This window comes from Nocardiopsis sp. JB363, from assembly GCF_900143625.1.
Classification (GTDB): Bacteria; Actinomycetota; Actinomycetes; order Streptosporangiales; family Streptosporangiaceae; genus Nocardiopsis.
Window position 1 is genome coordinate 15,002 of the sequence record NZ_FRFF01000024.1, and the last position, 20,310, is coordinate 35,311.

Genomic DNA, 20,310 nt, shown 5'->3' on the forward strand with positions numbered 1-20,310 from the left:
ATATGAACACAGGCGCAAGACGTGCCCGAGCCGGTGGTTCGGTGCGCCGCACCACCGGGCTCCTGGCCTCGGGTGCGGCCCTGGCGGTACTGACCGCGTGCAGCGGTACCGCTCTCGGTGACGACACCTATGTGTTGCACTACACGACCTACTCCAACGCCACGTCGGACCAATCGCGTACGGCGCAGCGGTGGGCGGAGCAGGTCGAGGAGATCACCGACGGTGGTGTCACCGTTCGGCTCCACTACTCGGAGAGCCTCGTCGGCGCGGACGAGTCGGCCCAGGCCACCCTGGACGGCCGTGCCGACATGGCCCAGGTCGGGTCCATCTACGCGGCCTCGGACCTGTCCATGTTCACGGTCATCGAGCTTCCGTTCGAGACCGACAACCCCGAGGTACAGATGACCGCGATCGAGCGGCTGTACGAGGAGAACGAGACCTACCGGGAGGACTTCGACCGTCAGGGTGTCCGCCCCCTCTTCCCGATCCCGCTCGGCGTCGCCGCCGTCGGGTTGGAGGAAAAGGCGGAAAGCCTCGACGACCTGAAGGGGATGAGTATCCGGTCCGGCGGTCTGACCTCGGACGTGATGCTCGCGGCCGGCGCCAACCCCATCGGCATGACGGCCAACGACATCTACGAGTCGATGAGCCGCGGCGTCGTGGACGGCTACACCGCGCTGGCCCTGGCGAACCTGCCCACCTTCGGGCTGTCACAGGCCACGCCGTACCTGATGGACCCCGGTATCGGCGCGTACTCGTCCTCGATCGCGGTCATCAACGAGGAACTCTTCCAGTCCATGCCCGAGGAGCACCAGGAGGCGCTGTTGGAGGTCTCCGACCAGGGCATCTCCATGGGCTTGGAGGAGATGGACGCGCTCGGTGAGACCGCCTGCCAGGAGCTGACCGAGAACGGGACGGAGTTCAGCTCCCTGCCGGAGGAGGAGGTCGCCGAGTTGAAGGAGAACGCGGGCATCGCGCAGGACTGGGTGGAGCGCTACGAGGAACGTGGCTACGACGCGCAGTCCGTGCTCGACGACTACCGGCGGATCATCGCGGAGGAGACCGAGGACTCCGACTACGTCAGTCCGCTCGCCGCTTGCATGGAAGGACAGCAAGAGTGAGCCGCATCAGTTTCCCACGGCCGGTGGGAGGGGCCGCCACGGCGTTCAACCTCGCCGCCGGGGTCCTGCTCCTGGCCCTGATGTTCCTGACCGTGGCCGACGTGGTCGGTCGCAGCTGGTTCGGCCAGTCCGTCCTGGGCACGGTGGACATCTCGACGCTGCTCCTGGTGACCATCGCGTTCCTGGGGTTGGCCTCCGCCGAGATCGACGGCAAGCACGTTTCGGTCACCCTCGTCGAGGCGCGTTTCGGCCTCCGCACGCGCATGGTCCTCTCCGGGATCAGGGCGGTCCTGCTACTGGTCATCGGCGTCCTCATCATCTGGGGGATGGGCGAGGTCCTGCTCAGCGCCTATGAACGCGGGGAGACGACCAACGACATCCTGCGGTTGGCCACGTGGCCGGCCAAGCTCGTGCTCTTCCTGTCCTTCCTCCTGTTCTTCGTCGTGGCGATCTGGAAGGAAGTCGCCGAGTTCCGAGCGTTCCGCTCCGGTGAGGTGCCGGAGGGCAACGAGGTGGACACGGCCATCGAACGGGCCCACTCCACCGCACATCAGGAAGACAGCGAGGGCACCCCATGAGCGCCGCGTCACTCTTCATCGTCATCGCCGTCCTGGTGCTCTTCCTGGGACTGCTGGCGATCCGGTTCCACGTGGGGTTGTCCCTCATGGTGGCGGGTCTGGTCGGTGTCGTCCTCATGCGTGGGACGGACGCCGCGGTCAGTACGGCGGCCAACCAGCCCTTCTCCACCTCGGCCGACTACTCCCTGACGATCATCCCGTTGTTCATCCTCATGGGCGTGTTCGCCGTCCATGCCCGGCTCGCCCAGGCGGGGTTCGACCTCGCCTCACGGGTGCTGCGCCGATTCCCGGGCGGCGCCGCGCTCGCGTCGCTGTCCGGGTCCGGCCTCTTCGCCGCGGTCACCGGATCCAGTGTCGCGACCGTGGCCACCATGGCGCGGGTGTCCACCGACGCCATCGTCAAGGCCGGACACGGAATCCGTCTCGCGGCCGGGGTCGTCTGTGCCGGCGGCACCCTGGGCGTGCTCATCCCGCCGTCCATCGTGCTCGTCCTGTACGGCGTCGTCACCGGGGAGAGCATCGGGGAGTTGCTCCTGGCGGGCATCGGTCCCGGACTGCTGACGATCCTCCTCTACGGGATCACCATCGTGCTGATGGTCCTGGCCGCCCGCCGCAAGCGGGCCCGCGCGAACGCGTCGATGGAGAGGGAACCGGCGATGGCCGGTGGTGCCTCGGCACCCTCCGGTACCGAGTCCGACCGGCCCGGTGCGGGTGAGACCTCGGGCGAGGACGTCCCGAAGCCCAAGCTGGACCTGTTCGGGTTCGGGCTCCTCGTGATCATCTTCGCGGTCTCGATCGGCACGATCTACCTCGGTCTCGCCACCGCCACCGAGGCGGCCTCCTTCGGTGCGGTGTCCGCGTTCATCATCCTGCTCATCCGCACCAGGCCGCCCTCCTGGATGCGCGCGATCAAGGACTCGGTGAGCGAGGCCGTCGGGCTGACCGCCATGACGTTCCTGCTCATGGCCGGCGCCGGGGTGTTCACCTACTTCCTCGCCCTGTCCGGGGCGAGCACGGCGGTGGTGGACGCGGTCCTGGCCGCCGACCTGGAACCCTACGTCGTGCTGGTGCTGTGCCTGCTGCTGTTGCTGCCGCTCGGCATGTTCCTCGACGGGATCTCGATGATCCTCGTCGCGGCGCCCCTGCTGCACCCGATCCTGAGCGGGTACGGCTTCGAGGGCCTCTGGCTGGGCGTTCTCATCGTGAAGGTCGCCGAGATGGCGCTGATCACGCCGCCGGTCGGGATGAACGCGTTCGTCTACTCCGGGGCGGTTCCCGAGGCGGGTCTGGGACGGATCTTCCGCGGCATCGTGCCGTTCATCATCGCCGACCTCGTGGTCGTGGCCATCCTCATCCTGGTGCCCGACATCGTCACCTTCATCCCCGAGCTTTCGAGCGCGAAGTGAGCCATCGCCTCCCGAAAACTCCGTAACAAGTGTCTTCTGAGAAAGGAACAGCTGTGTTCGTCGTCAACGACATGCCCGCACAGATCGACGGTCGGATCGTCACCGAGCTCGAACAGACGTGCGTCTCGACGCTCGGTCACCTTCGGGACCACGGCTTCGCCCTCGGTCTGCAGGCGAACAAGCGCCCGCTCAAGTTCGTCGGTACGGCGGTCACGGTGCGCATCCCGCACCTGGACTCCACCGCCGTCCACATGGCGGTCGACATGCTGCGCCCCGGCGACGTCCTGGTCGTGGACCAGTCCGGTGACCGGCAGCGCTCGTGCTTCGGCGGTCTGGTCTCCTACACGGCCAAGGCCCGGGGCGCGGTGGGCGCGGTGATCGACGGGTCGATCAACGACCACGACGAGACCCTGGCCTACGACTTCCCGGTGATCTCGCGCGGGTTCAGCCCGCTGACCACCCGTATCGGGGGGATCGAGGGCGCGATCAACGTGCCGGTCACCATCGCGGGCGCGGTCGTGCACCCCGGTGACGTCGTCTTCGCCGACTCCGACGGCGCCGCCTTCCTCACACCCGAAGAGGCGGTGGGCCTGGGCGCCCTGTTGAAGTCCAAGGAGGACGCCGAGATCCCGGCACGGGATTCGATCTCGGCCGGCGGGTCCCTCGCGGAGTTCTCCGGCGCGGCCTCGCACCGCCCCTGAGGCATGCTCCACCCGGCCCCGGTCACGCGGCGGTTCACGCCGCCGTGTGCCCGGGGCCCTCGTCATGTCCCAGGGCATGCTTCGGAACGTTGACGGAAGTCCACAACACCTCCGTTCGGCTTCTGTGCGCCCCGGCCACTGCCCCGAAGGGCCCCGTGTCGGACAATGGGAGACGACCACCTCCCACCACCTCCCCGAGGGGAACATACGCATGCCCACCGCCGGGACCAAGAAGCACGTCCGTCACCGTGGCCTCACCGCCCGGGACCTGGCGCTCATCGCGATCTTCGCCGCGCTCATCGCCGCGATGAGCGTCACCGTCGCCATCCCGCTGCCGTTCTCCCCGGTGCCGATCACCCTCCAGACCCTGGGCATCATGCTCGCCCCCAGCCTCCTGGGCTGGAAGCGCGGCAGCCTCGCCGTGGTCGCCTTCCTCGCCCTGGGACTGGCCGGTCTGCCCCTGTTCGCGGGTGGACGCGGCGGGCTCGCCGTCCTGGCCGGCCCCTCCGCCGGGTTCATCGTCAGCTGGGTGTTCGCCGCGCTGGTCATCGGTCTGCTCACCGACCTCATGGTCCGTGGCGGCAAGTACCGCTTCTGGCAGGGTCTGCTGATCAACGCCCTGGGCGGCATCATCGTCATCTACGCCATCGGCATCCCGTGGATGGGGGTCGTCCTGGGCGACAGCGTCCTGGCCACCGCCACGGCCATGGTCGCGTTCCTGCCCGGTGACGTCGTCAAGGCCGTGGTGACCGCGCTCCTCGCCGCCACCGTCTTCCGCGCCTACCCCATTCCGCCGGCCGGTCGCCCGGTCTCCACCACGGAGACGGGGAAGAACGCCTGATGCTCCGCATCGAGGGGGTCTCCCACTCCTACGACGACCGCGCCGTCCTGCGCGGCGTCACCCTGGACCTGGCCGAACACCGCATCGGCGTGATCGGGGCCAACGGATCGGGCAAGTCCACGCTCGCCCGCACCCTCAACGGACTCGTCCTGCCCGACGAGGGCCGTGTGTCGCTGGGGGAGTGGGACACCCGGCGGCACGCCAGGCACATCCGGCGCAGCGTCGGCTTCGTCTTCTCCGACGCCGCCAACCAGATCATCATGCCGACGGTCGCCGAGGACGTGGAGATCGGGCTGCGGTCCCTGCGCCTGGGCCGGGCCGAGACCGCCCGACGCGTCGACGAGATCCTCGTCCGGCACGGTCTCGACGGCCACCGCGACCACCCCGGACACCTGCTCTCCGGCGGCCAGAAACAGCTGTTGGCGTTGGCGTCGATCCTGGTCACCGAACCGGACGTGTTGGTGTGCGACGAACCCACCACCCTGTTGGACCTGCGCAACACCCGCATGGTGCACCGCACCCTGGACGGTCTCCAACAGCAGGTCGTCCTGTTCACGCACGACCTCGACCTGCTCGCCGACTTCGACCGGGTCCTGGTCATGGACGAGGGGCGGGTGGTCTTCGACGGTGTGCCGGCGGACGCCATCGCCTTCTACACCAAGCTCATGGACGACGGGCCGACCCCGGGGCGGACGTCGTGAGCGTGGTCGGCTTGTACGTCCCCGGTGCCGGGCCGTTGTACCGCGTCGCGGCCGGCCCCAAACTGCTCGCCCTGCTCGTGCTCGGCATGGTGCTCATCGCCGCCGCGAACCTGTGGGCGGCCCTGGCCACCCTGTTCCTGGCCCTGGTGCTGTACCCGGTCGCCGATTTGGGCGCGCGCCGGGCCTGGGGCGTGCTGCGCGCGCTGTGGCCCTTCTTGTTGGCCATCGGCGTGTTCCAGGCGCTGTTCGTGGGCGAGTGGACCGAAGGCGTGCGGCTGTGCGCCCAGCTCGCCGGACTCGTCCTGCTCGCCAACGCGATCACCCTGTCCACCCGCGTCGGCGAGATGCTCGACCTGTTCGAACGCATGGCCCGCCCGCTGCGCCACGTGGGCGTGCGCCCGGACCGGGTGGCGCTGGTGCTGGCGTTGACCATTCGGTCCATCCCCATGGTCGCGACCGCCTGGTCCGCCGCCCGGGACGGGTACCGCGCCCGCGGCCTGCGCGGGCGTCCCTACCTCCTGGTGGTGCCGGTGATCGTGCATCTGCTGCGGATGGCCGAAGCGACGGGGGAGGCGTTGGTGGCCCGAGGGATCGATGAGGACACCAGTGCCGCATCGGCCGGACGCCCGTAACCTCCAGGAAGGTCGCTTTGGGGAACTCGGTACCGATTCAGTATCGGGTGGGTGATTTCTCGCCGTGGGCTGTGGATAATAACCCGAACGGCCCGCCTCGCCGGGTCGATGGCCCCCTATCCCCTAGGCGCTACGAACCGGTGATCGCGTGCCCCGGCGCCCCCTCGCCGAAAGACGAACCTGGTCCCTGACCACGTCCGTCCTGTTGATCCTCTGCATCGCCCTGATCCTGCCCGGAGCGACCCCGGCCGGAGCCGTTCCCGTGCTCCCCGGCAACGCCCTGCTCGGTCGACTGGTCGTGGACTCCCGGGTGCCGCTCGTGCCCTTCGCGCCCGTGACCGGTCCGGCCACCGGCGGCTCCGCCCTGACCCCCCAGACCCGCGCCGCACTCGACGGCCGCGTCGCGGACCTGGGCGAGGGCGTCGACTTCGGTATCGCCGTCCAGGACCTGCGTACCGGGACGACCTACAGCCACAACGGACAGGGCCGTTTCCCCTCGGCGAGCGTGGCGAAGCTGACCGTGCTGACCATGCTGCACCTGAGCGCCGAGGAGGAGGGGCGCGACCTCACCGCGGCCGAGCGCGCCCAGGTCGAACAGATGATCCGCTTCAGTGACAACGAGGTCACCGACGGTCTCTACGCGCGCCTGGGGTTCACCGACGGGTTCCAGCACCACGCCGAGTCCCTGGGTTTCACCGGCACCGAACCCCACCCGGGCGGCTCGTGGGGTTCCACCATGACCACCCCCTCCGACCAGATCCGCCTGCTGCGCGCCCTGTACACGGACGAGGGGCCGCTCACCGACGAGGACCGGGCCCACATCCGGGGACTCATGGAGTCGGTCACCCCCGAACAGGCCTGGGGCGTGTCGGCCGCCGCCACGGAGGGAGACATCGTCGGACTCAAGAACGGGTGGACCCCACGCGAGTCCAACGGCGGGCTGTGGACCATGAACAGCGTCGGCTACGTGGCCGGCGCCGACCGGGAGTACCTGATCGCGGTGATGTCGGACCACAACACCGACTACACCACCGGGATCGCCCTCCTGGAGGACCTGGTCTCCGAGGTGGTCGAGGCCATCGAGAACCCCGGCGCCCACGACGACTCCATGGCCATCGGCACCACGATCCACCGGTAGGGCCCGGTCACTCCTCCCGAGAGGACAGGACACAGAACTCGTTGCCCTCGGGGTCGGCCAGAACGTCCCAGGTGACCTGCGGGTCCTGTCCGACGTCCACCCGGGTGGCGCCGAGGTCGATCAACCGGGCGATCTCCGCGTCCCGGTCCTGGGAGGTGTGCGGGGCGAAGTCCAGGTGCAGCCGGTTCTTGCCCTCCTTGCGGTGTTCCACCGGGACGAACACCAACCCGGGCGGGACCTGGCGGAACTCCAATGCCGGCCCCAACTCCGCGGCCCACTTCGGCACCAGCACCACCTCCTCCTCGGTGTCGAAGCGGATGTCCCAGTCCAGCGCCCGGGCCCACCATGCCCCCAGCGCGTGGTGGTCGTGCGCCTCGACCACCACCGTGTACCAACGAAGTGCCATGCCGTACTCCTCTCAGGTGCTCCGAGGGTAACGACGGCCCACGACATTTCCCGAGGTCGATCGTGCCCGCGCGGTATCCCTCGGTTGCTCAGCGAGCGTTCAGGGCTCTGAGAAGGTGTGTGGTCAAGGCGTCGAGGTAGTCGGATCCGGCCTCCTCCCGGAGCACGGTGAGGCGCCAGTGCAGGGGAGCGGCCAACAGGTCCAGGGCCAAGGGCACGTGGGTGTCCTCGGGGAGTTCCCCGCGTTCGATGGCCCGACGCAGAGTGACCTCTCCGAGCGCGCGGCGCGGTCCGCCGATGGCGCTCTCGATCGCCCGAGCCAGGTTCGGGTCGCGTCCGGCCTCGGCGGTCAGGTCGGGCAGGATCGCCGCGAAACGTGGGTGGGTGAGCCAGACGCGCACCGCTTCCAACGTGGCGCGCAGGTCGCCCTCGAAGGAGCCGGTGTCGGTGATCTCGGCCGGCGGCACGCTGAGTTCGGTCAGTGCCGCGACCACCATCTCCTGTTTGGAGGGCCAGCGGCGGTACAGGGAACTCTTACCGGTTCCGGCGCGCTTGGCCACGCCCTCCATGGACAGGCGCCCGTATCCGCGCTCGGTGAGTTCGTCCAGTACGGCCTCGGCGATGGCCGAGGTGACGTGGGGACGCAGGACGGCGGCTCCGGTGGGTGCGCGCCGGGTGTGGTCGTTCATGCCGCCATCATACGTGTGGACGATACGGTCCCGTTCCGCTAGAGTTTCGACGGGACGGTACCGTATCGTCCACATGGAAGGAAAGGTGGCCGCGTCATGGGCGCACCGCTCAAGAACGCCTCCGATCTCATCGACGAGGGCCTGAAGCTGATTCTGGCCAAGGACATGCTCGGGTTCGCCGACCTCTGGGCCGAGGAGGGGACCATGGAGCTGCCGTTCGCGCCACCCGGCGCACCCCGGTGGTTCGAGGGGCGCGCGGCGGTGCGGGAGTACCTGCGCCACTACACCGACCACTTGGACGTGCGGGCGGTCCACCGGAACGCGGTGCACGTCACCACCGATCCGAACGTGGCCATCGCCGAGCTCGAAGTGGAGGGTGTGGCCAAGGGGACCGGGCAGGATTACCGGATGCGCTACATCGCGGTCGTGATCGCACGGGACGGGGAGATCATCGAGTACCGCGACTACTGGGACCCGCTGGCCGCTCAGAAGAACACGGGCGAATCCGCCTCCGAGGTGACCCCCTTCCCCGAGCGCGCCGGACACTCCGCCTGAGCGTTCTCCGAAACGACAGTGCCCCACCGGACACCGCCGGTGGGGCACATGTTCTCCCAGTGAAACAGGAAGGCAACTAGTCCAGGGGGCCGCCGGCGACGTAGAGGACCTGGCCGGACACGAAGCCCGCGTCCTCGCCGGTGAAGAACGCCACCGCGTTGGCGATGTCCTCCGGCAGACCCACGCGCTGCACGGGGATCTCGGCCTGCTTGAAGGCCTTCATGTCGTCGTACTTGATCCCGATCCGCTCGGCGGTGGCGCGGGTCATCGCGGTCTCGATGAAACCGGGGGCCACCGCGTTGCAGGTGACACCGAACTTGCCCAGCTCGACGGCGAGGGTCTTGGTGAAGCCCTGCAGCCCCGCCTTGGCAGCCGCGTAGTTGGCCTGGCCGCGGTTGCCCAGCGCCGAGGAGCTGGACAGGTTCACGATCCGGCCCCACTTCTGGGCGGTCATGTGGGCCTGTGCCGCCTTGCTCATCAGGAACGAACCCCGCAGGTGCACGTTCATGACGGTGTCCCAGTCGTCGGGGGACATCTTGAACAGCAGGTTGTCGCGGAGCACGCCGGCGTTGTTGACGAGGATCGAGGGCGCGCCGAGCCGCTCGGCGACGGTGTCGACGGCGGTGGTCACCTGGTCGGCGTCGGAGACGTCGCAGCCCACGGCGATGGCCTGGCCGCCATCGGCCGTGATCCGGTCCACGACCTCCTGGGCGTCGGACTCCTTCAGGTCCAGCACGGCGACGGAGCGACCCTCACGGGCGAGACGCTCGGCGGTGCCTGCGCCGATACCGCGGGCCGCGCCGGTCACGATCGCCACACGAGGCGTTGGGGACATGGTGTTACCTCCATTGATCACGTGGTGGGCGCGAAGGAATCATATCCGCATGCCTACTGGTCGGTACGTACCCGGGTACGCCTTTCAGTTCTCCGGTAATCCCCGGTCCCCGATGTTCTTCAGTCGTCCGTAATGGTGTTGACCTGCGCTACCGCAAAGCTTTTCGGTCCGTGCCCCCGTTTGCCTGCGCGTGATCGGGTCGTGGCTTACGATGTCATCCAAGACCGAGATGCACGTGCATTCGGCCCGTGCAGCAGCACGAGCTTCACACCCTTTCGGTGGTCTGCGGTGCGGCAGTGAGGAGTTGAAGGGCATGGAGTGTGCGGAGGCGGTGGCTGAGCCGGCCGACGCATGGTGGCTCAGGGTCCTGACCCACGGGTCCCCACGCTGGAACACGCCCGTGTGCGGTGACCGGCACGACGCCGTCACGTGGACTTTCGAGCCCCGCCCGCGGGCGGTCGGTGCGGCCAGGGAGATTTCCGACGCCCTGCTCCTCGAATGGGGCATGGAGCACTTGTCGAGCGATGTCTCGGTCGTTGTTTCGGAATTGGTGACCAATGCGGTACGGCACGGAGGTCCGCTCAGCTGGACCGATCGGGGCCGATCGGGTATTCAGCTCTCTCTCATGCGCAGCGGCAGTGAATTCATCTGCGCGGTTCGTGATGGTGGAGATCACTTGCCGCGCAGAAGGGAAGCGATCTGCGGGGTGGAAGGTGGTAGAGGGCTTGCCCTGGTGAGTGCTTTCGCGCGAGAGTGGGGTGTGATTCCCACACCGCCCGGCGGAAAGTTCGTTTGGGCGCAATTCGTGTGAGTCGATGACACAGGGCCCGTTGTCGGGCGCGCCGCCGTGCCAGGCGGACGCACCGGCCGGGCGGTCCGCTCCAGGGAGGGGTGGGCGAGGGGCCACAGGGGCGTCCTTGTGGGTGGAACGGGACGCTGCCGATACCGTGGAGGTGTAGTGTCCCGGTCGCACGGCAAAGGGGACCGGGCGAACCGATACCCTTGTGCGGAGAATGAAGAGAGGCGGCGAACGTGGATATCGCTCATTTGCGTCAGGGGAGTGGCCCCACCGTGCGCCGCATGCTCCTGGGAGAGCAGCTCCGACGGTACCGGCAACTACGTGCGATCTCACGTGAGGAAGCGGGCGAGAGGATTCGAGCCTCGGCTTCCAAGATCAGCCGTATGGAACTGGGCCGGGTCGGATTCAAGCCTCGGGATATCGAGGACCTCCTGAAGATGTACGGGGTCACCGACCGCAAGCTCCTGAGGGAATTCAAGGAACTGGCGCTCGAATCCAACAAACCGGGTTGGTGGAAGGAGTACGGCGACGCCCTCCACAAGTGGTTCACCCGCTATGTGGGCTTCGAGGAGGCGGCCGACCAGATTCGTGTCTACGAGTCCCAGTTCGTGCCGGGGTTGTTGCAGACCGAGGACTACGCCCGCGAGGTCATCTCCGGTGGTGTCGACACCGATACCCTCTCCGAGCAGCGCATCCAGGCCAGACTCAAGAGACAGGAACACCTCAACAGCGGCAAGAAGATGTGGATCATCCTCGACGAGGCCGCCGTACGCAGGCCCATCGGGGGCCGGGAGCGCGGCAAGGAGATCATGCGCGGCCAGCTGCGCCACCTGATCGACGTCTGCGAGAACCGGGACAACATCACCCTGCAGATCATCCCGTTCGAGGTGGGTGCGCACGCCGCCGAGGCGGGTTCCTTCACGCTGCTGCGCTTCTCCGACTTCGAGCTCTCCGACGTCCTGTACCTGGAGCACCTGACCGACGGCGACATCGTGGACAAGCGTTCCACGGTCGAGGCCTACACCAAGGCGATGACCAAGCTCAGCGTTTCGGCCGCCACCCCGGACGAGACGGTCTCGATGCTCAAGGACATGCTCAAGGACCTCGACGAGGCCTGAACCCCCGCTCCTGCCCCCGTGGATGGGGCAAGAGAAGGCTCCGTCCGTGACGGAGCCCCCTCTTCTCGCTGGAGCCCGCAGCTCAGGTGACCCGGGAGAAGGCAAGGGTGGCTTACCGGGTCGGCCCGCACACCACCCCAAGGTGTGTCGCGCCGTCGTGCCACGAGATACGGGTGGACCTTTCCGGTCCGAGTGAAGCTCGCCCTACCCGAGCAGGTTGTCGAAGTCGCCGTCCTTGGCGCCCAGGATCAGGCAGTCGATCTCCTCCTGCGTGTAGACCAGGGCCGGCCCACCGGGGAAGCGCGAGTTGCGAACGGCGATCGATCCGTCATGGAGACGGGCCATCTCGACACAGGCCCCTTGTGAGTTACTGCGCTTGGCCTTCTGCCAGGAGGCCTCGGTCAGGTCGGTCGCGCGGATGCCGTTGTGTGCGGTCATGTTCCTGTCGCTCCTTGCATCTTCGACTGAGGGGAAGCGTGCGTGCTAATGCATTAACGAATGCACGTGCATCAGCACCATCACTCTCACGAGCATAGCGTGACGCTCGCCACTTGTCCGTGGGTTTGGCAGGATGTAAGCGCCATGTAATCGGGTTTCCGTTGGCACGATGTCCAAACCCGATGTCGTCCCTGGTCAAGGGGCCCGTAGATGCTTTGGGGACCTTGGTCTGAAACTGGCGTGGAGTGGCGGTTGGTAACGCACGAAGGCCCCGCCGAAGTAGTGACGGGGCCCGGTTCCGCGTGGTACTCCAGTGGCGCGGGGATCGTGGGTGGGGGTTCGGCCGCTATTCGCAGGAGAGCGCGGTGGTCAGCGCTTCCAGGTTGCCCCGCATGATCGAGGGATAGTCGTCGCCGGGCGACTGGTCGGTCACGCCCTCCAGCGGATCGAGGACCTCCACCCGGGCGTCGGTCTCGGCCGCGATGGTGTCCGCGGTCTCGGCGGGCATGAGCGGCTCGGTGAAGATCGTGGAGATGTCGCGCTCGTTGACGACGTCGGCGATGGCGGCGATCTGCGCGGGGGAGGGCTCGGTCTCCGGGTCGACCCCGCTGACCCCGAGCTGCTCCAGGTCGTAGTGGTCGGTCAGGTAGCTGAAGGCGGTGTGCCCGACGACGACCTCGCGGTGTTCACAGGAGGACAGCCCCTCTTCGTACTCCTCGCCGATGGCGGCCAGCTCGTCGGTGACCCGCTCGGCCTCCTGCCGGTAGGTGTCGGCGCCCTCCGGGTGGGCCTCGCCCATGCGCTCGGCCAGGGCCTGGGCGGTCTCGGCCATCAGGTCCACGTCCAGCCAGAAGTGGGGGTCGTGCGGGCCGTGGTCGTGGTCCTCCTCGTGGGCGTGGTCGTCCTCGCCCTCGTGCCCGTCGCCCTCGTGGTCGTGCTCGTGGCCGTCGTCCTCGCCACCGTCGGCGGGGCGCAGGGACACGAGGTCGGCGACGTCGAGCGAGGCCTCTTCGGCCTCCTGTGCGACGGCCTCGTCCACGGCGGGCTGGAGACCCTCCACGTAGAAGACGATGTCGGCCTCGCTGGTCTCGGCGATCTGGCGGCCACTGAGCTCCAGGTCGTGCGGTTCGGCGCCGGGCTCGGTCAGCTGGACGACGGCGGTGGAGTCCCCGCCGATCTCCTGGGCCAGCCATTCGAGGGGGTAGACCCCGGTGACGACGGTGAGGTCGGCGTCGGCGGGGGAGACCCCGTTGCCGCCGGCGGTCTCGCCGTCGCTCCCGCAGCCGGTCATGATCATCGCGATGGCGGTGCCGAGGGCGGCGGCACGCACGGAGGTCCTGGTTCTCATGACACCATTTTCGGGAAAATGAAAACGGTTGTCAATTTGTCCTCTTTGCCCGGGCACCCCGACGGGCCGGACGAACCCGACGTCACCGGCTCTCGGCGAAGCGCTCCACGTCCTCGTTGCGGCCCGCCACCAGGATCACATCGCCCTTGTGCAGCACCGTCTCCTTCGAGGTGTAGGTGAAGGAGGACCCCACCCGCTTGACCGCCACCACCGTGATGCCGAACTTCTGCCGCACCCGCGTCTCCGCCAGGGTCCGGCCCAACATCGACTCCGGGGCCCGGGTCTTGCCCACGGCGAACCCCTGCTCCACCTCCTTGTAGTCGAGCATCCGCCCCGACAGCAGGTGCGCCACCCGCTCGCCCATGTCGTGCTCGGGCAGCACCACGTGGTCGGCGCCCACCTGTTCCAGGATCCGCCCGTGCCGCCGGCTGGTGGCCTTGGCCCAGATGCTGGCCACCTCCAGGTCGACCAGCAGCGAGGTGGTGAGGATGCTCTCCTCCAGGTGGCTGCCGATCGCCACCACCGCCCGGTTGAACTGGGCCGCGCCCACCTGCCGCAGGGTCTCCTCGTCGGTGGCGTCGCCGATGACGGTGTGGGTGAGCTCGTCCGCGAAGGTCTGCACCAGACGCGGGTTGGAGTCCATGCCCAGTACCTCCCAGCCGTGTCGGACCAGTTCCAGCGCGAGCGAACTGCCGAACCGGCCCAGGCCGATCACCAGGACACGCTTGTCGTCTGCTCGGTCGCGTTGTGGCATGGTCCTTCTCCTCGGGGGTTCGAGTGTGCGGTCGGCCTCAGCCGATGATCGGCCGGGACTCGGCCAAGGTGTAACGGCGCTGGTGGTCTCGGAAGGCCAACGCGGTGACGAACGTGATGGGACCGATGCGCCCGGCCACCATGAGGATCGCCAACAGGTACTGGTTCCACGCGGCCAGGTCCGGGGTGACGCCCACGGACAGGCCCACCACCCCGAAGGCCGACACCACCTCGAACAGCACCTGTAGGAGCGTGAACTCGGTGGCCCACAGCATCAGCACGGTGGTGGTGGCCACCGCGGTGGCGGACAGGAACGCCAGACTCAGGGACTGGCGGATCACCTCGGTGGGCAGCTGACGTCCGAAGACGTGCACCTTGTCGTGGGCGCGTACCTCGGACCTGACCACCAGGAAGATCACCGCGAGGGTGGCCACCTTGATGCCGCCCGCGGTCCCGGCGCTGCCGTTGCCGACGAACATCAGCATGATCGTCACCAGCAGGGTGGAGTCCTGCATCTCGCCGATGGGCACGGCGTTGAACCCGCCGCTGCGCGGCATCACCCCGGAGAAGAAACCGTCGGTGAGCCTCGCCCACCAGTGCAGCCCGCCCAGGGTGTTCGGGTTGTTCCACTCCATGGCGGTGATCAGCAGGATCCCACCGACGAACAGGATGGCGGTGGTGGTGACGGTGAGTTTGGTGTGCAGGGACCATCGGTGATGCCGCCCCGAAAGCCGTCTCCAGCGCCGACCCAGTTCGATGAGCACCGGGAAGCCGATGCCGCCCAGGATCATCGCGAACGCCACGGGGAACAGGACGAACCCGTCACCGGAGAAACGGGTGAAGCTGTCGTCGTACAGCGATAGCCCGGCGTTGTTGAACGCCATGACCGAGTGGAAGAACCCCGAGTACAGGGCCTCGGAGAGGGTGAGGTCGTAGGCGAGCCACATGCGCGGGGTGATGAGCGCGAAGGTCAGGCCCTGCAACACCAGGAAGATGGTCAGGACCCGGCTGACCAGTTCGCGTACGTCCCCGACCCACAGGGTGCGCACCTCGGCCTGCACGGTGAGCTGCATGCGCAGCCCGAAGCGGTGGATGACGGCGGCGCCCAGCAGGGAGGCCAGCGTCATGATGCCCATGCCGCCGCCCTGGACCAGCGCCAGCACCACGCCCTGACCGAAGCCGCTGAGCTCCCGGCCGAGGGAGACCACGCTGAGTCCGCACACGGCCAGCGCCGAGGTCGCGGTGAAGAAGGCCTCGTGGAAGGCCAACCCCTCCCCGTCGACGGTGGCCCAAGGGGTGGTGAGCAGGAGCGCGCCGATCAGGTCGACGGTGACGAATATCAGCAGGAACACGCGTGCCGGTTTGTGCCAGGCCTTGCTCTCGCGGGTGCCGCGCGGATTCGAGTGACCCGGGAGGAGAGATCGGCGAAGGAACCGGGGGCGTGCCCGGGGGGAAGGTCGGCTCACCGGGGTGCCGGCCGAAGGTCGGATGCGAGGTCCACGGATCCTCCTCGTTCGGGGACCCGAACGATTCTGCCAAACCCCCGGCCATCGGGCGCGCAGGGCCGACCCCGTGTGGCGTCGAGGGCCGGCGGAACCGATGATTTCGGGGTAAGGTTGATAAACCGACCGACGGTTTATTAATAAGGAGCCCCGGATGCCACGCACCGTCGACCCGGAGCGGTACGCCGCTCGCCGCGACACGATCCTGGAGACCGTCGAACGCCTCGTCTCCACCAAGGGGTACGACGCGATGACGATCGGCGACGTCCTCGACGACGTGGGGATCTCCAAGGGCGCCTTCTACCACTACTTCGGTGGCAAGGAGGAGCTCTTGGGCGGCCTCGTCGCCCGCAGGATCGACCGCTGGGCCACGCACGTGGAAGGGGCCGCCGACGAGGGCGGCGTGCCCACCGAACGGCTGCGAGGGATGCTGCGAGTCCTCGCCTCCGCCAAGTCCGACGACCGCGAGCTGCTGGTGCGGGCGCTTCCCGTGCTGTACGGCCCTCAAAACGCGGCACTGCACGTCCGGGTCAGGCGCGCGGCCATGGAACGGTTCCTGCCCGTGATCACCCGGGTGATCGACGACGGCGCGCGCACCGGAGAGTTCGTCGTCACCTCGGCACCGGGCACCGCACGTGTCGTGCTCTCCCTCCTCCAGGAGTGCGTGGACACCGTCTCGCAGCACCTCCTGGCGCTCTCGACGTCACGGGCGCGAGAAGCGGGAGCGGGAACGGAGGATCTGCGTCGGGACGCGGACGCCTACGTGGAGGCCCTCCACGCCGTGCTCGGCGCGGCGCCGGGCGCCCTCGACTTCCTGGACACCGCGGATCTGGACGGCTGGGCCCGCGCGGCGGTACGGCCGCCGACCCCCTGAAGAGGAGCACACGAACATGAGGATCAAGCTGCTGCGCGTGGGCCGCACCAAGGTGCCCTTCGGACAGTTCTACGGCGGAACGCTGGGGTGGGAGGGCCCGCGCGGCATGATCCGCTTCCTGCGGGACAAGGACCACTTCATCGTGGTGCCGATCCACGTCACCCTCATCGAGCACCCCCGACACGGGCTCGTGCTGATCGACACCGGCATCACGTGGCGCCAGGCGCACGACCACCGCACCTTCTACGACGGCCCGTTGCTACGGGCGGCCTTCGACGAGGACGAGTACCTGCTGGAGCGGGACGAACAGCTGGTCACCCGATTGCACCGGGCCGGCCACGCCCCCTCCGACATCGGGACCGTGGTCCTGACCCACCTGCACGAGGACCACGTCGGCGGGGTCCGAGACCTGCTCGGGGCACGTTTCCTCGTCTCGGCCGAACAGTGGAGCGCCAACAACCTCGGCGTCTTCCCCTTCCGACGTACCCCCGCGCTCAAGGGGGTGCTCTCCGACCCCGAGCCGGTGACCTTCGACGGCGAGCCGGTCGGTCCCTTCCCTGCCGGACACGACGTGTTCGGTGACGGTTCGATCGTCCTGCTGCCCACACCGGGCCACACCCCCGGGCACATGTCGGTCCTGGTCGACGCGGGCGACTTCCGGCTGCTGTGCGCCGGGGACGTCGTCTACACCCTGCGCCACCTCGACCGCGAGCGGATCCGGCCGATCACCCTGGGGGCCCGTGCCCGGGAGGAGCAGTTCGCCTCGATCGACAGGGTCCGGGAACTGTGGCGCGGCACCCCGGACCTGTTCGTCGTCCCGGGCCATGACCACACCGACTACGGGCGGACCCTGGAGGAGGTCCTGAGCGGGGAGGTCACGGAGGAGGGCCTGGATCGGCTCCGAGCGGTCGAGCGGAGCCAGCTGGGAGAGGACGGCGCCCTGGTCGAACCCTTCCACCCCGCCTACCTGCCGGCATCGGGGCGGGGCGAGCCGGGCGGGGTCGACTTCGTGCACACCTGAACCGCCGCCGCGCCGACCTCCTCAGTCGTGGCGGGCGCCTTCGTGGTCGGCGTGGCCGGGCGGCTCCAATTGCAGCGTCGAGTGGTCCACGTCGAAGTGGCCGCTCAGACACTCGTGCAGCTCGTCGAGCATCCGTCCGGTGTCGCGCAGGTCCTCCTCGGCCACCACCACGTGCGCGGACATCACGGGCACCCCGGAGGTGATGGTCCACACGTGCAGGTCGTGCACGTCGATGACGGCCGGATGTCCCATCAGGTGCGAGCGCAGATCGGCCAGGTCCATGCCCTTGGGCGCGGCCTCCAGCAGGATGTGCACGGCCTCCTTGAGCAGCGACCACGCGCGGGGCACGATGATCGCGGCGATGCCGAGCGAGATCAGGGTGTCGGCCTGCTGCCACCCGGTGAACAGCACGATGAGACCACCGATGATCACCCCCACGGAGGCGAGCGCGTCGCTCATCACCTCCAGGTAGGCCCCCTTGACGTTGAGGCTCTCCTTGGCGCCGGACTTCAGCACGAACATCGCCACGATGTTCATCACCAGACCGAAGCCGGCGACCATGACCATGCCGAGCCCGGAGACCTCCGCGGGTTCGCGGAACCGGTCGACCGCCTCCGCCACGATGAACCCGCACAGGGCGAACAGCACGATCGCGTTGACGGCGGCGGCGAGGATCTCGGCGCGTTGGAGACCGAAGGTGCGCTTGCCGATGGCCGGGCGGCCCGCGATCCACACGGCCGCGAGGGCCAAAGCGACCCCGAAGGAGTCGGTAACGGTGTGTCCGGCGTCGGCGAGCAGGGCGAGACTGCCGCTGAACGTCGCCCCGGTGACCTGGACCACCGCCACGGTGAGCATCAGCCCCAGAACCACGGCGAGCCTGCGCTTGTTGGCGGCGCCGGCCGTGATCGGCCCGTGGTCGTGTCCCACGCCCATCGTCTCCCCCGTCCTCGCGGTGTGTTCGGTCGTTTAGTACACCCTAGGCTGTTTATACAGCCTTCGCTGTCTATACAGCAAGCTATGTACAATGATTTTCATGTTGACCTCAGAGCAACGCCTCTCCGCGATCCAGCGTCTCGGGCGCGCACTGTCCGACCCCACCCGGTGCCGCCTGCTGCTGGCCCTCCTGGAGGGTCCCGACTACCCCGCCGGGCTCGCCGACCGGCTCGGGCTCACCCGGCAGAACGTCTCGAACCACCTCGCCTGCCTGCGCGACTGCGGCCTCGTGCACACGCACGCCCGCGGGCGTCAGGTCAGCTACGAATTGGTCGACGACTCCCTCGCCCACGCCCTGGAGGACCTCCTTCAGGTGGTCTGGGGCACCACCCAGCCGCACGAGACGCTCACCCCTTCAGGGGAACAGTCCCGGGCCGTCTGAACCATCCCGCCGCGCCGCCGCCCGGCCCGTCCCGACGTTCGAGCCTCGCCCCCGGGTCTTGGCGGTCCTCGCTCGGCGCACGCGTACGGTCGCGCATCGTGTGTACTCTGTGTGCTCACTTCCGGGTGTCCGGAACCGGACACCGTGATGTCCGTTACACCCTCGGGCGCTTTCTCTGTGGCGCGAAGGTCCACCTGGGGCCGGGGATCTCCTTCTTTGGGAACGTGTCCCTAACTTTGGTCGGGGTCGACCCTGACGGAAGGCTGACATCTCCCTGAGAGTCCCCTGAAGTCACCGGAGTCGGTGCAACTTCCGATATAACGCGTCGTAAGGTGAATGTGCGCCCGGCGGATGCGGGGCCCGACGACGGGCCGTCCCGGCGTTCGCACGTTCGTCCGCGACTCGGACGGCGAGTTCGAGCACGACCGGTGATACGCGCGCCACGAGCACGCGTCCCGCCCGGACGAACACCTGCGTCCCCCACCACACAACTCGCGGATCGGCCCGTGCCCCCAGGCCGCCCTTTCGATCACGAACGGGCGCCCCCGGTCCGGGACCGTCCCATACCGGCGAGCTAGGAGCGAGCACCTCTCATGTCCAGACCGGCCATCACGGCACACGGCGAGCGGTCCCCGGAGGGACCCACCGCCCCCCACGCGAAAGGGACGAACGCGTGAACCGCCTTTCGGTCATATCGCTCGGCAACCGGGCGCTGGTCCTCCTCATCACGCTGGCCGTACTGGCCTTCGGCACCTTCGCCGCCCTCTCGGCCAAGCGTGAGCTCTTCCCCGAGATGACCCTGCCGATGGTGATGGTCTCCGCCCAGTACCAGGGCGCGACCCCCCAGGTCGTCGAGGGACAGGTCACCGAAACCGTCGAACAGGCGCTCCAGGGCGTGGAGGGGATCGACACGATCACCTCCACCTCCAGCACCGGCTCGGCGCAGATCATGGCGGAGTTCGACTACGGCCGCGACCAGGACGCCCTGGTCCGCGAGGCCCAGGTCGCCGTCGACCAGGTCTCCGGGATGCTTCCCGAGGACGTCAGCACCTCGGTCATGGCCATGAGCATGGACATGATGCCGGTGATGCTGCTGGCCGCCGCCTCTGAGAACGGCGACCAGCAGGCGATGGCGTCCACCATCGAGAACGTGCTCATCCCCGAACTGGAGTCGGTGCCCGGCGTCCGTTCGGCCGACCTCACCGGTCTGCCGGAGGAGCGCGTCGAGCTCACCCCGGACGAGGACGAACTCGTCGACGCGGGTGTGAGCGTCCAGGACCTGTCCAACACGCTGGAGTCCAGCGGCCTGCTCATGGCCGGCGGCACCATCGACGAGGACGGCCGTAGCCTCAGCGTCACCACCGGCGACCAGCACACCAGCATCGAAGCGATCGAGGAGCTGTGGGTGCAGCCCTCCGCGGGCGCGGGTGACGAGTCGGCCGCGATGCCCGGCGCCCCGCCCGCCCCCCCCCCCCCCCCC

The 20,310-nt window shown here is 68.4% G+C and carries 23 protein-coding genes; 15 read left to right on the forward strand and 8 right to left on the reverse strand.

Annotation, left to right across the window (positions count from 1 at the left end):
* The first annotated feature begins 2 nt into the window (after positions 1-2).
* From BQ8420_RS04935 to BQ8420_RS04970, 8 genes are all read left to right on the forward strand, one after another.
* Positions 3-1,121: a C4-dicarboxylate TRAP transporter substrate-binding protein gene (locus BQ8420_RS04935; RefSeq protein ID WP_087096621.1), complete on the forward strand. Its 1,119-nt coding sequence runs from the start codon at positions 3-5 to the stop codon at positions 1,119-1,121.
* Positions 1,118-1,699 carry a TRAP transporter small permease subunit gene (locus BQ8420_RS04940; RefSeq protein ID WP_087096622.1) on the forward strand — a complete coding sequence of 194 codons (582 nt, stop codon included), beginning with the start codon at positions 1,118-1,120 and terminating at the stop codon, positions 1,697-1,699. Before BQ8420_RS04935 ends, BQ8420_RS04940 begins: the two co-directional genes overlap by 4 nt.
* A complete protein-coding gene (locus BQ8420_RS04945) occupies positions 1,696-3,105 on the forward strand; it encodes a TRAP transporter large permease (protein ID WP_087096623.1) in 1,410 nt (469 codons plus the stop codon). Before BQ8420_RS04940 ends, BQ8420_RS04945 begins: the two co-directional genes overlap by 4 nt.
* Positions 3,106-3,158: 53 nt before the next feature.
* On the forward strand, positions 3,159-3,806 hold the full coding sequence (locus BQ8420_RS04950) for an RraA family protein (RefSeq protein ID WP_087096624.1): 648 nt from the start codon (positions 3,159-3,161) through the stop codon (positions 3,804-3,806).
* A 211-nt stretch (positions 3,807-4,017) separates the two neighbouring features.
* Positions 4,018-4,647, forward strand: coding sequence for a biotin transporter BioY (locus tag BQ8420_RS04955; protein ID WP_087096625.1), 630 nt, complete (start codon positions 4,018-4,020; stop codon positions 4,645-4,647).
* On the forward strand, positions 4,647-5,348 hold the full coding sequence (locus tag BQ8420_RS04960) for an energy-coupling factor ABC transporter ATP-binding protein (RefSeq protein ID WP_087096626.1): 702 nt from the start codon (positions 4,647-4,649) through the stop codon (positions 5,346-5,348). The genes BQ8420_RS04955 and BQ8420_RS04960 overlap by 1 nt, the downstream gene beginning before the upstream one ends.
* Entirely contained in the window at positions 5,345-5,980 is a 636-nt protein-coding gene (locus BQ8420_RS04965; RefSeq protein ID WP_087096627.1) for an energy-coupling factor transporter transmembrane protein EcfT, read from the forward strand. The genes BQ8420_RS04960 and BQ8420_RS04965 overlap by 4 nt, the downstream gene beginning before the upstream one ends.
* A 148-nt stretch (positions 5,981-6,128) precedes the next feature.
* Positions 6,129-7,118, forward strand: a complete 990-nt coding sequence (locus BQ8420_RS04970) for a serine hydrolase (RefSeq protein WP_087096628.1) — start codon at positions 6,129-6,131, stop codon at positions 7,116-7,118.
* A 7-nt stretch (positions 7,119-7,125) separates the two neighbouring features.
* Here the strand turns inward: BQ8420_RS04970 and BQ8420_RS04975 are convergent, their stop codons facing one another.
* A complete protein-coding gene (locus tag BQ8420_RS04975) occupies positions 7,126-7,524 on the reverse strand; it encodes a VOC family protein (protein ID WP_087096629.1) in 399 nt (132 codons plus the stop codon).
* An 88-nt stretch (positions 7,525-7,612) separates the two neighbouring features.
* Positions 7,613-8,212 carry a TetR/AcrR family transcriptional regulator gene (locus BQ8420_RS04980; protein WP_087096630.1) on the reverse strand — a complete coding sequence of 200 codons (600 nt, stop codon included), beginning with the start codon at positions 8,210-8,212 and terminating at the stop codon, positions 7,613-7,615.
* Between the two features lie 96 nt (positions 8,213-8,308).
* Between BQ8420_RS04980 and BQ8420_RS04985 the strand changes: the two genes are divergently transcribed.
* Positions 8,309-8,767 (forward strand): nuclear transport factor 2 family protein, encoded by a 459-nt coding sequence (locus BQ8420_RS04985; RefSeq protein ID WP_087096631.1) that lies wholly within the window; start codon positions 8,309-8,311, stop codon positions 8,765-8,767.
* 76 nt (positions 8,768-8,843) lie between these two features.
* On the opposite strand, the gene fabG is transcribed toward BQ8420_RS04985, so the two are convergent.
* Positions 8,844-9,602, reverse strand: a complete 759-nt coding sequence (fabG, locus tag BQ8420_RS04990; protein WP_200815801.1) for a 3-oxoacyl-ACP reductase FabG — start codon at positions 9,600-9,602, stop codon at positions 8,844-8,846.
* Positions 9,603-9,915: 313 nt separating this feature from the next.
* Here fabG and BQ8420_RS04995 point away from each other — a divergent pair, with 313 nt between their 5' ends.
* Positions 9,916-10,413 carry an ATP-binding protein gene (locus BQ8420_RS04995; RefSeq protein ID WP_087096633.1) on the forward strand — a complete coding sequence of 166 codons (498 nt, stop codon included), beginning with the start codon at positions 9,916-9,918 and terminating at the stop codon, positions 10,411-10,413.
* Between the two features lie 269 nt (positions 10,414-10,682).
* The gene (locus BQ8420_RS05000; RefSeq protein WP_087096634.1) at positions 10,683-11,519 is read left to right on the forward strand and encodes a helix-turn-helix transcriptional regulator; all 837 of its coding nucleotides are present in this window, start codon (positions 10,683-10,685) and stop codon (positions 11,517-11,519) included.
* Positions 11,520-11,723: 204 nt separating this feature from the next.
* Here BQ8420_RS05000 and BQ8420_RS05005 read toward each other — a convergent pair whose 3' ends face one another.
* From BQ8420_RS05005 to BQ8420_RS05020, 4 genes are all read right to left on the reverse strand, one after another.
* Positions 11,724-11,957 (reverse strand): DUF397 domain-containing protein, encoded by a 234-nt coding sequence (locus BQ8420_RS05005; RefSeq protein ID WP_087096635.1) that lies wholly within the window; start codon positions 11,955-11,957, stop codon positions 11,724-11,726.
* A 346-nt stretch (positions 11,958-12,303) separates the two neighbouring features.
* A complete protein-coding gene (locus BQ8420_RS05010) occupies positions 12,304-13,305 on the reverse strand; it encodes a metal ABC transporter substrate-binding protein (protein ID WP_087096636.1) in 1,002 nt (333 codons plus the stop codon).
* Positions 13,306-13,387: 82 nt separating this feature from the next.
* Entirely contained in the window at positions 13,388-14,059 is a 672-nt protein-coding gene (locus BQ8420_RS05015) for a TrkA family potassium uptake protein (RefSeq protein ID WP_087096637.1), read from the reverse strand.
* A gap of 37 nt (positions 14,060-14,096) precedes the next feature.
* The gene (locus tag BQ8420_RS05020; protein WP_369825470.1) at positions 14,097-15,524 is read right to left on the reverse strand and encodes a TrkH family potassium uptake protein; all 1,428 of its coding nucleotides are present in this window, start codon (positions 15,522-15,524) and stop codon (positions 14,097-14,099) included.
* A 190-nt stretch (positions 15,525-15,714) separates the two neighbouring features.
* On the opposite strand from BQ8420_RS05020, the gene BQ8420_RS05025 reads away from it, so the two are divergent.
* Positions 15,715-16,434: a TetR/AcrR family transcriptional regulator gene (locus BQ8420_RS05025; protein WP_087096638.1), complete on the forward strand. Its 720-nt coding sequence runs from the start codon at positions 15,715-15,717 to the stop codon at positions 16,432-16,434.
* 16 nt (positions 16,435-16,450) lie between these two features.
* Positions 16,451-17,455: an N-acyl homoserine lactonase family protein gene (locus tag BQ8420_RS05030; protein ID WP_087096639.1), complete on the forward strand. Its 1,005-nt coding sequence runs from the start codon at positions 16,451-16,453 to the stop codon at positions 17,453-17,455.
* A gap of 21 nt (positions 17,456-17,476) precedes the next feature.
* Here the strand turns inward: BQ8420_RS05030 and BQ8420_RS05035 are convergent, their stop codons facing one another.
* Positions 17,477-18,388 (reverse strand): cation diffusion facilitator family transporter, encoded by a 912-nt coding sequence (locus BQ8420_RS05035; protein ID WP_087096640.1) that lies wholly within the window; start codon positions 18,386-18,388, stop codon positions 17,477-17,479.
* Positions 18,389-18,488: 100 nt separating this feature from the next.
* On the opposite strand from BQ8420_RS05035, the gene BQ8420_RS05040 reads away from it, so the two are divergent.
* Entirely contained in the window at positions 18,489-18,830 is a 342-nt protein-coding gene (locus tag BQ8420_RS05040) for a helix-turn-helix transcriptional regulator (protein ID WP_200815802.1), read from the forward strand.
* A 673-nt stretch (positions 18,831-19,503) separates the two neighbouring features.
* The coding region (locus BQ8420_RS05045) for an efflux RND transporter permease subunit (protein ID WP_143847115.1) at positions 19,504-20,310 on the forward strand (807 nt) is incomplete at its 3' end.

Coding starts and splice junctions, on each gene's coding strand:
- BQ8420_RS04985 (WP_087096631.1), top strand. CDS start 8,309: ATGGGCGCACCGCTCAAGAACGCCTCCGATCTCATCGACGAGGGCCTG.
- BQ8420_RS04980 (WP_087096630.1), bottom strand. CDS start 8,212: ATGAACGACCACACCCGGCGCGCACCCACCGGAGCCGCCGTCCTGCGT.
- BQ8420_RS05000 (WP_087096634.1), top strand. CDS start 10,683: ATGCTCCTGGGAGAGCAGCTCCGACGGTACCGGCAACTACGTGCGATC.
- BQ8420_RS04975 (WP_087096629.1), bottom strand. CDS start 7,524: ATGGCACTTCGTTGGTACACGGTGGTGGTCGAGGCGCACGACCACCAC.
- BQ8420_RS05030 (WP_087096639.1), top strand. CDS start 16,451: ATGAGGATCAAGCTGCTGCGCGTGGGCCGCACCAAGGTGCCCTTCGGA.
- BQ8420_RS05010 (WP_087096636.1), bottom strand. CDS start 13,305: ATGAGAACCAGGACCTCCGTGCGTGCCGCCGCCCTCGGCACCGCCATC.
- BQ8420_RS05015 (WP_087096637.1), bottom strand. CDS start 14,059: ATGCCACAACGCGACCGAGCAGACGACAAGCGTGTCCTGGTGATCGGC.
- BQ8420_RS04995 (WP_087096633.1), top strand. CDS start 9,916: ATGGAGTGTGCGGAGGCGGTGGCTGAGCCGGCCGACGCATGGTGGCTC.
- BQ8420_RS05035 (WP_087096640.1), bottom strand. CDS start 18,388: ATGGGCGTGGGACACGACCACGGGCCGATCACGGCCGGCGCCGCCAAC.
- BQ8420_RS05040 (WP_200815802.1), top strand. CDS start 18,489: ATGTTGACCTCAGAGCAACGCCTCTCCGCGATCCAGCGTCTCGGGCGC.
- BQ8420_RS05025 (WP_087096638.1), top strand. CDS start 15,715: ATGCCACGCACCGTCGACCCGGAGCGGTACGCCGCTCGCCGCGACACG.
- fabG (WP_200815801.1), bottom strand. CDS start 9,602: ATGTCCCCAACGCCTCGTGTGGCGATCGTGACCGGCGCGGCCCGCGGT.
- BQ8420_RS04955 (WP_087096625.1), top strand. CDS start 4,018: ATGCCCACCGCCGGGACCAAGAAGCACGTCCGTCACCGTGGCCTCACC.
- BQ8420_RS04935 (WP_087096621.1), top strand. CDS start 3: ATGAACACAGGCGCAAGACGTGCCCGAGCCGGTGGTTCGGTGCGCCGC.
- BQ8420_RS04960 (WP_087096626.1), top strand. CDS start 4,647: ATGCTCCGCATCGAGGGGGTCTCCCACTCCTACGACGACCGCGCCGTC.
- BQ8420_RS04945 (WP_087096623.1), top strand. CDS start 1,696: ATGAGCGCCGCGTCACTCTTCATCGTCATCGCCGTCCTGGTGCTCTTC.
- BQ8420_RS05005 (WP_087096635.1), bottom strand. CDS start 11,957: ATGACCGCACACAACGGCATCCGCGCGACCGACCTGACCGAGGCCTCC.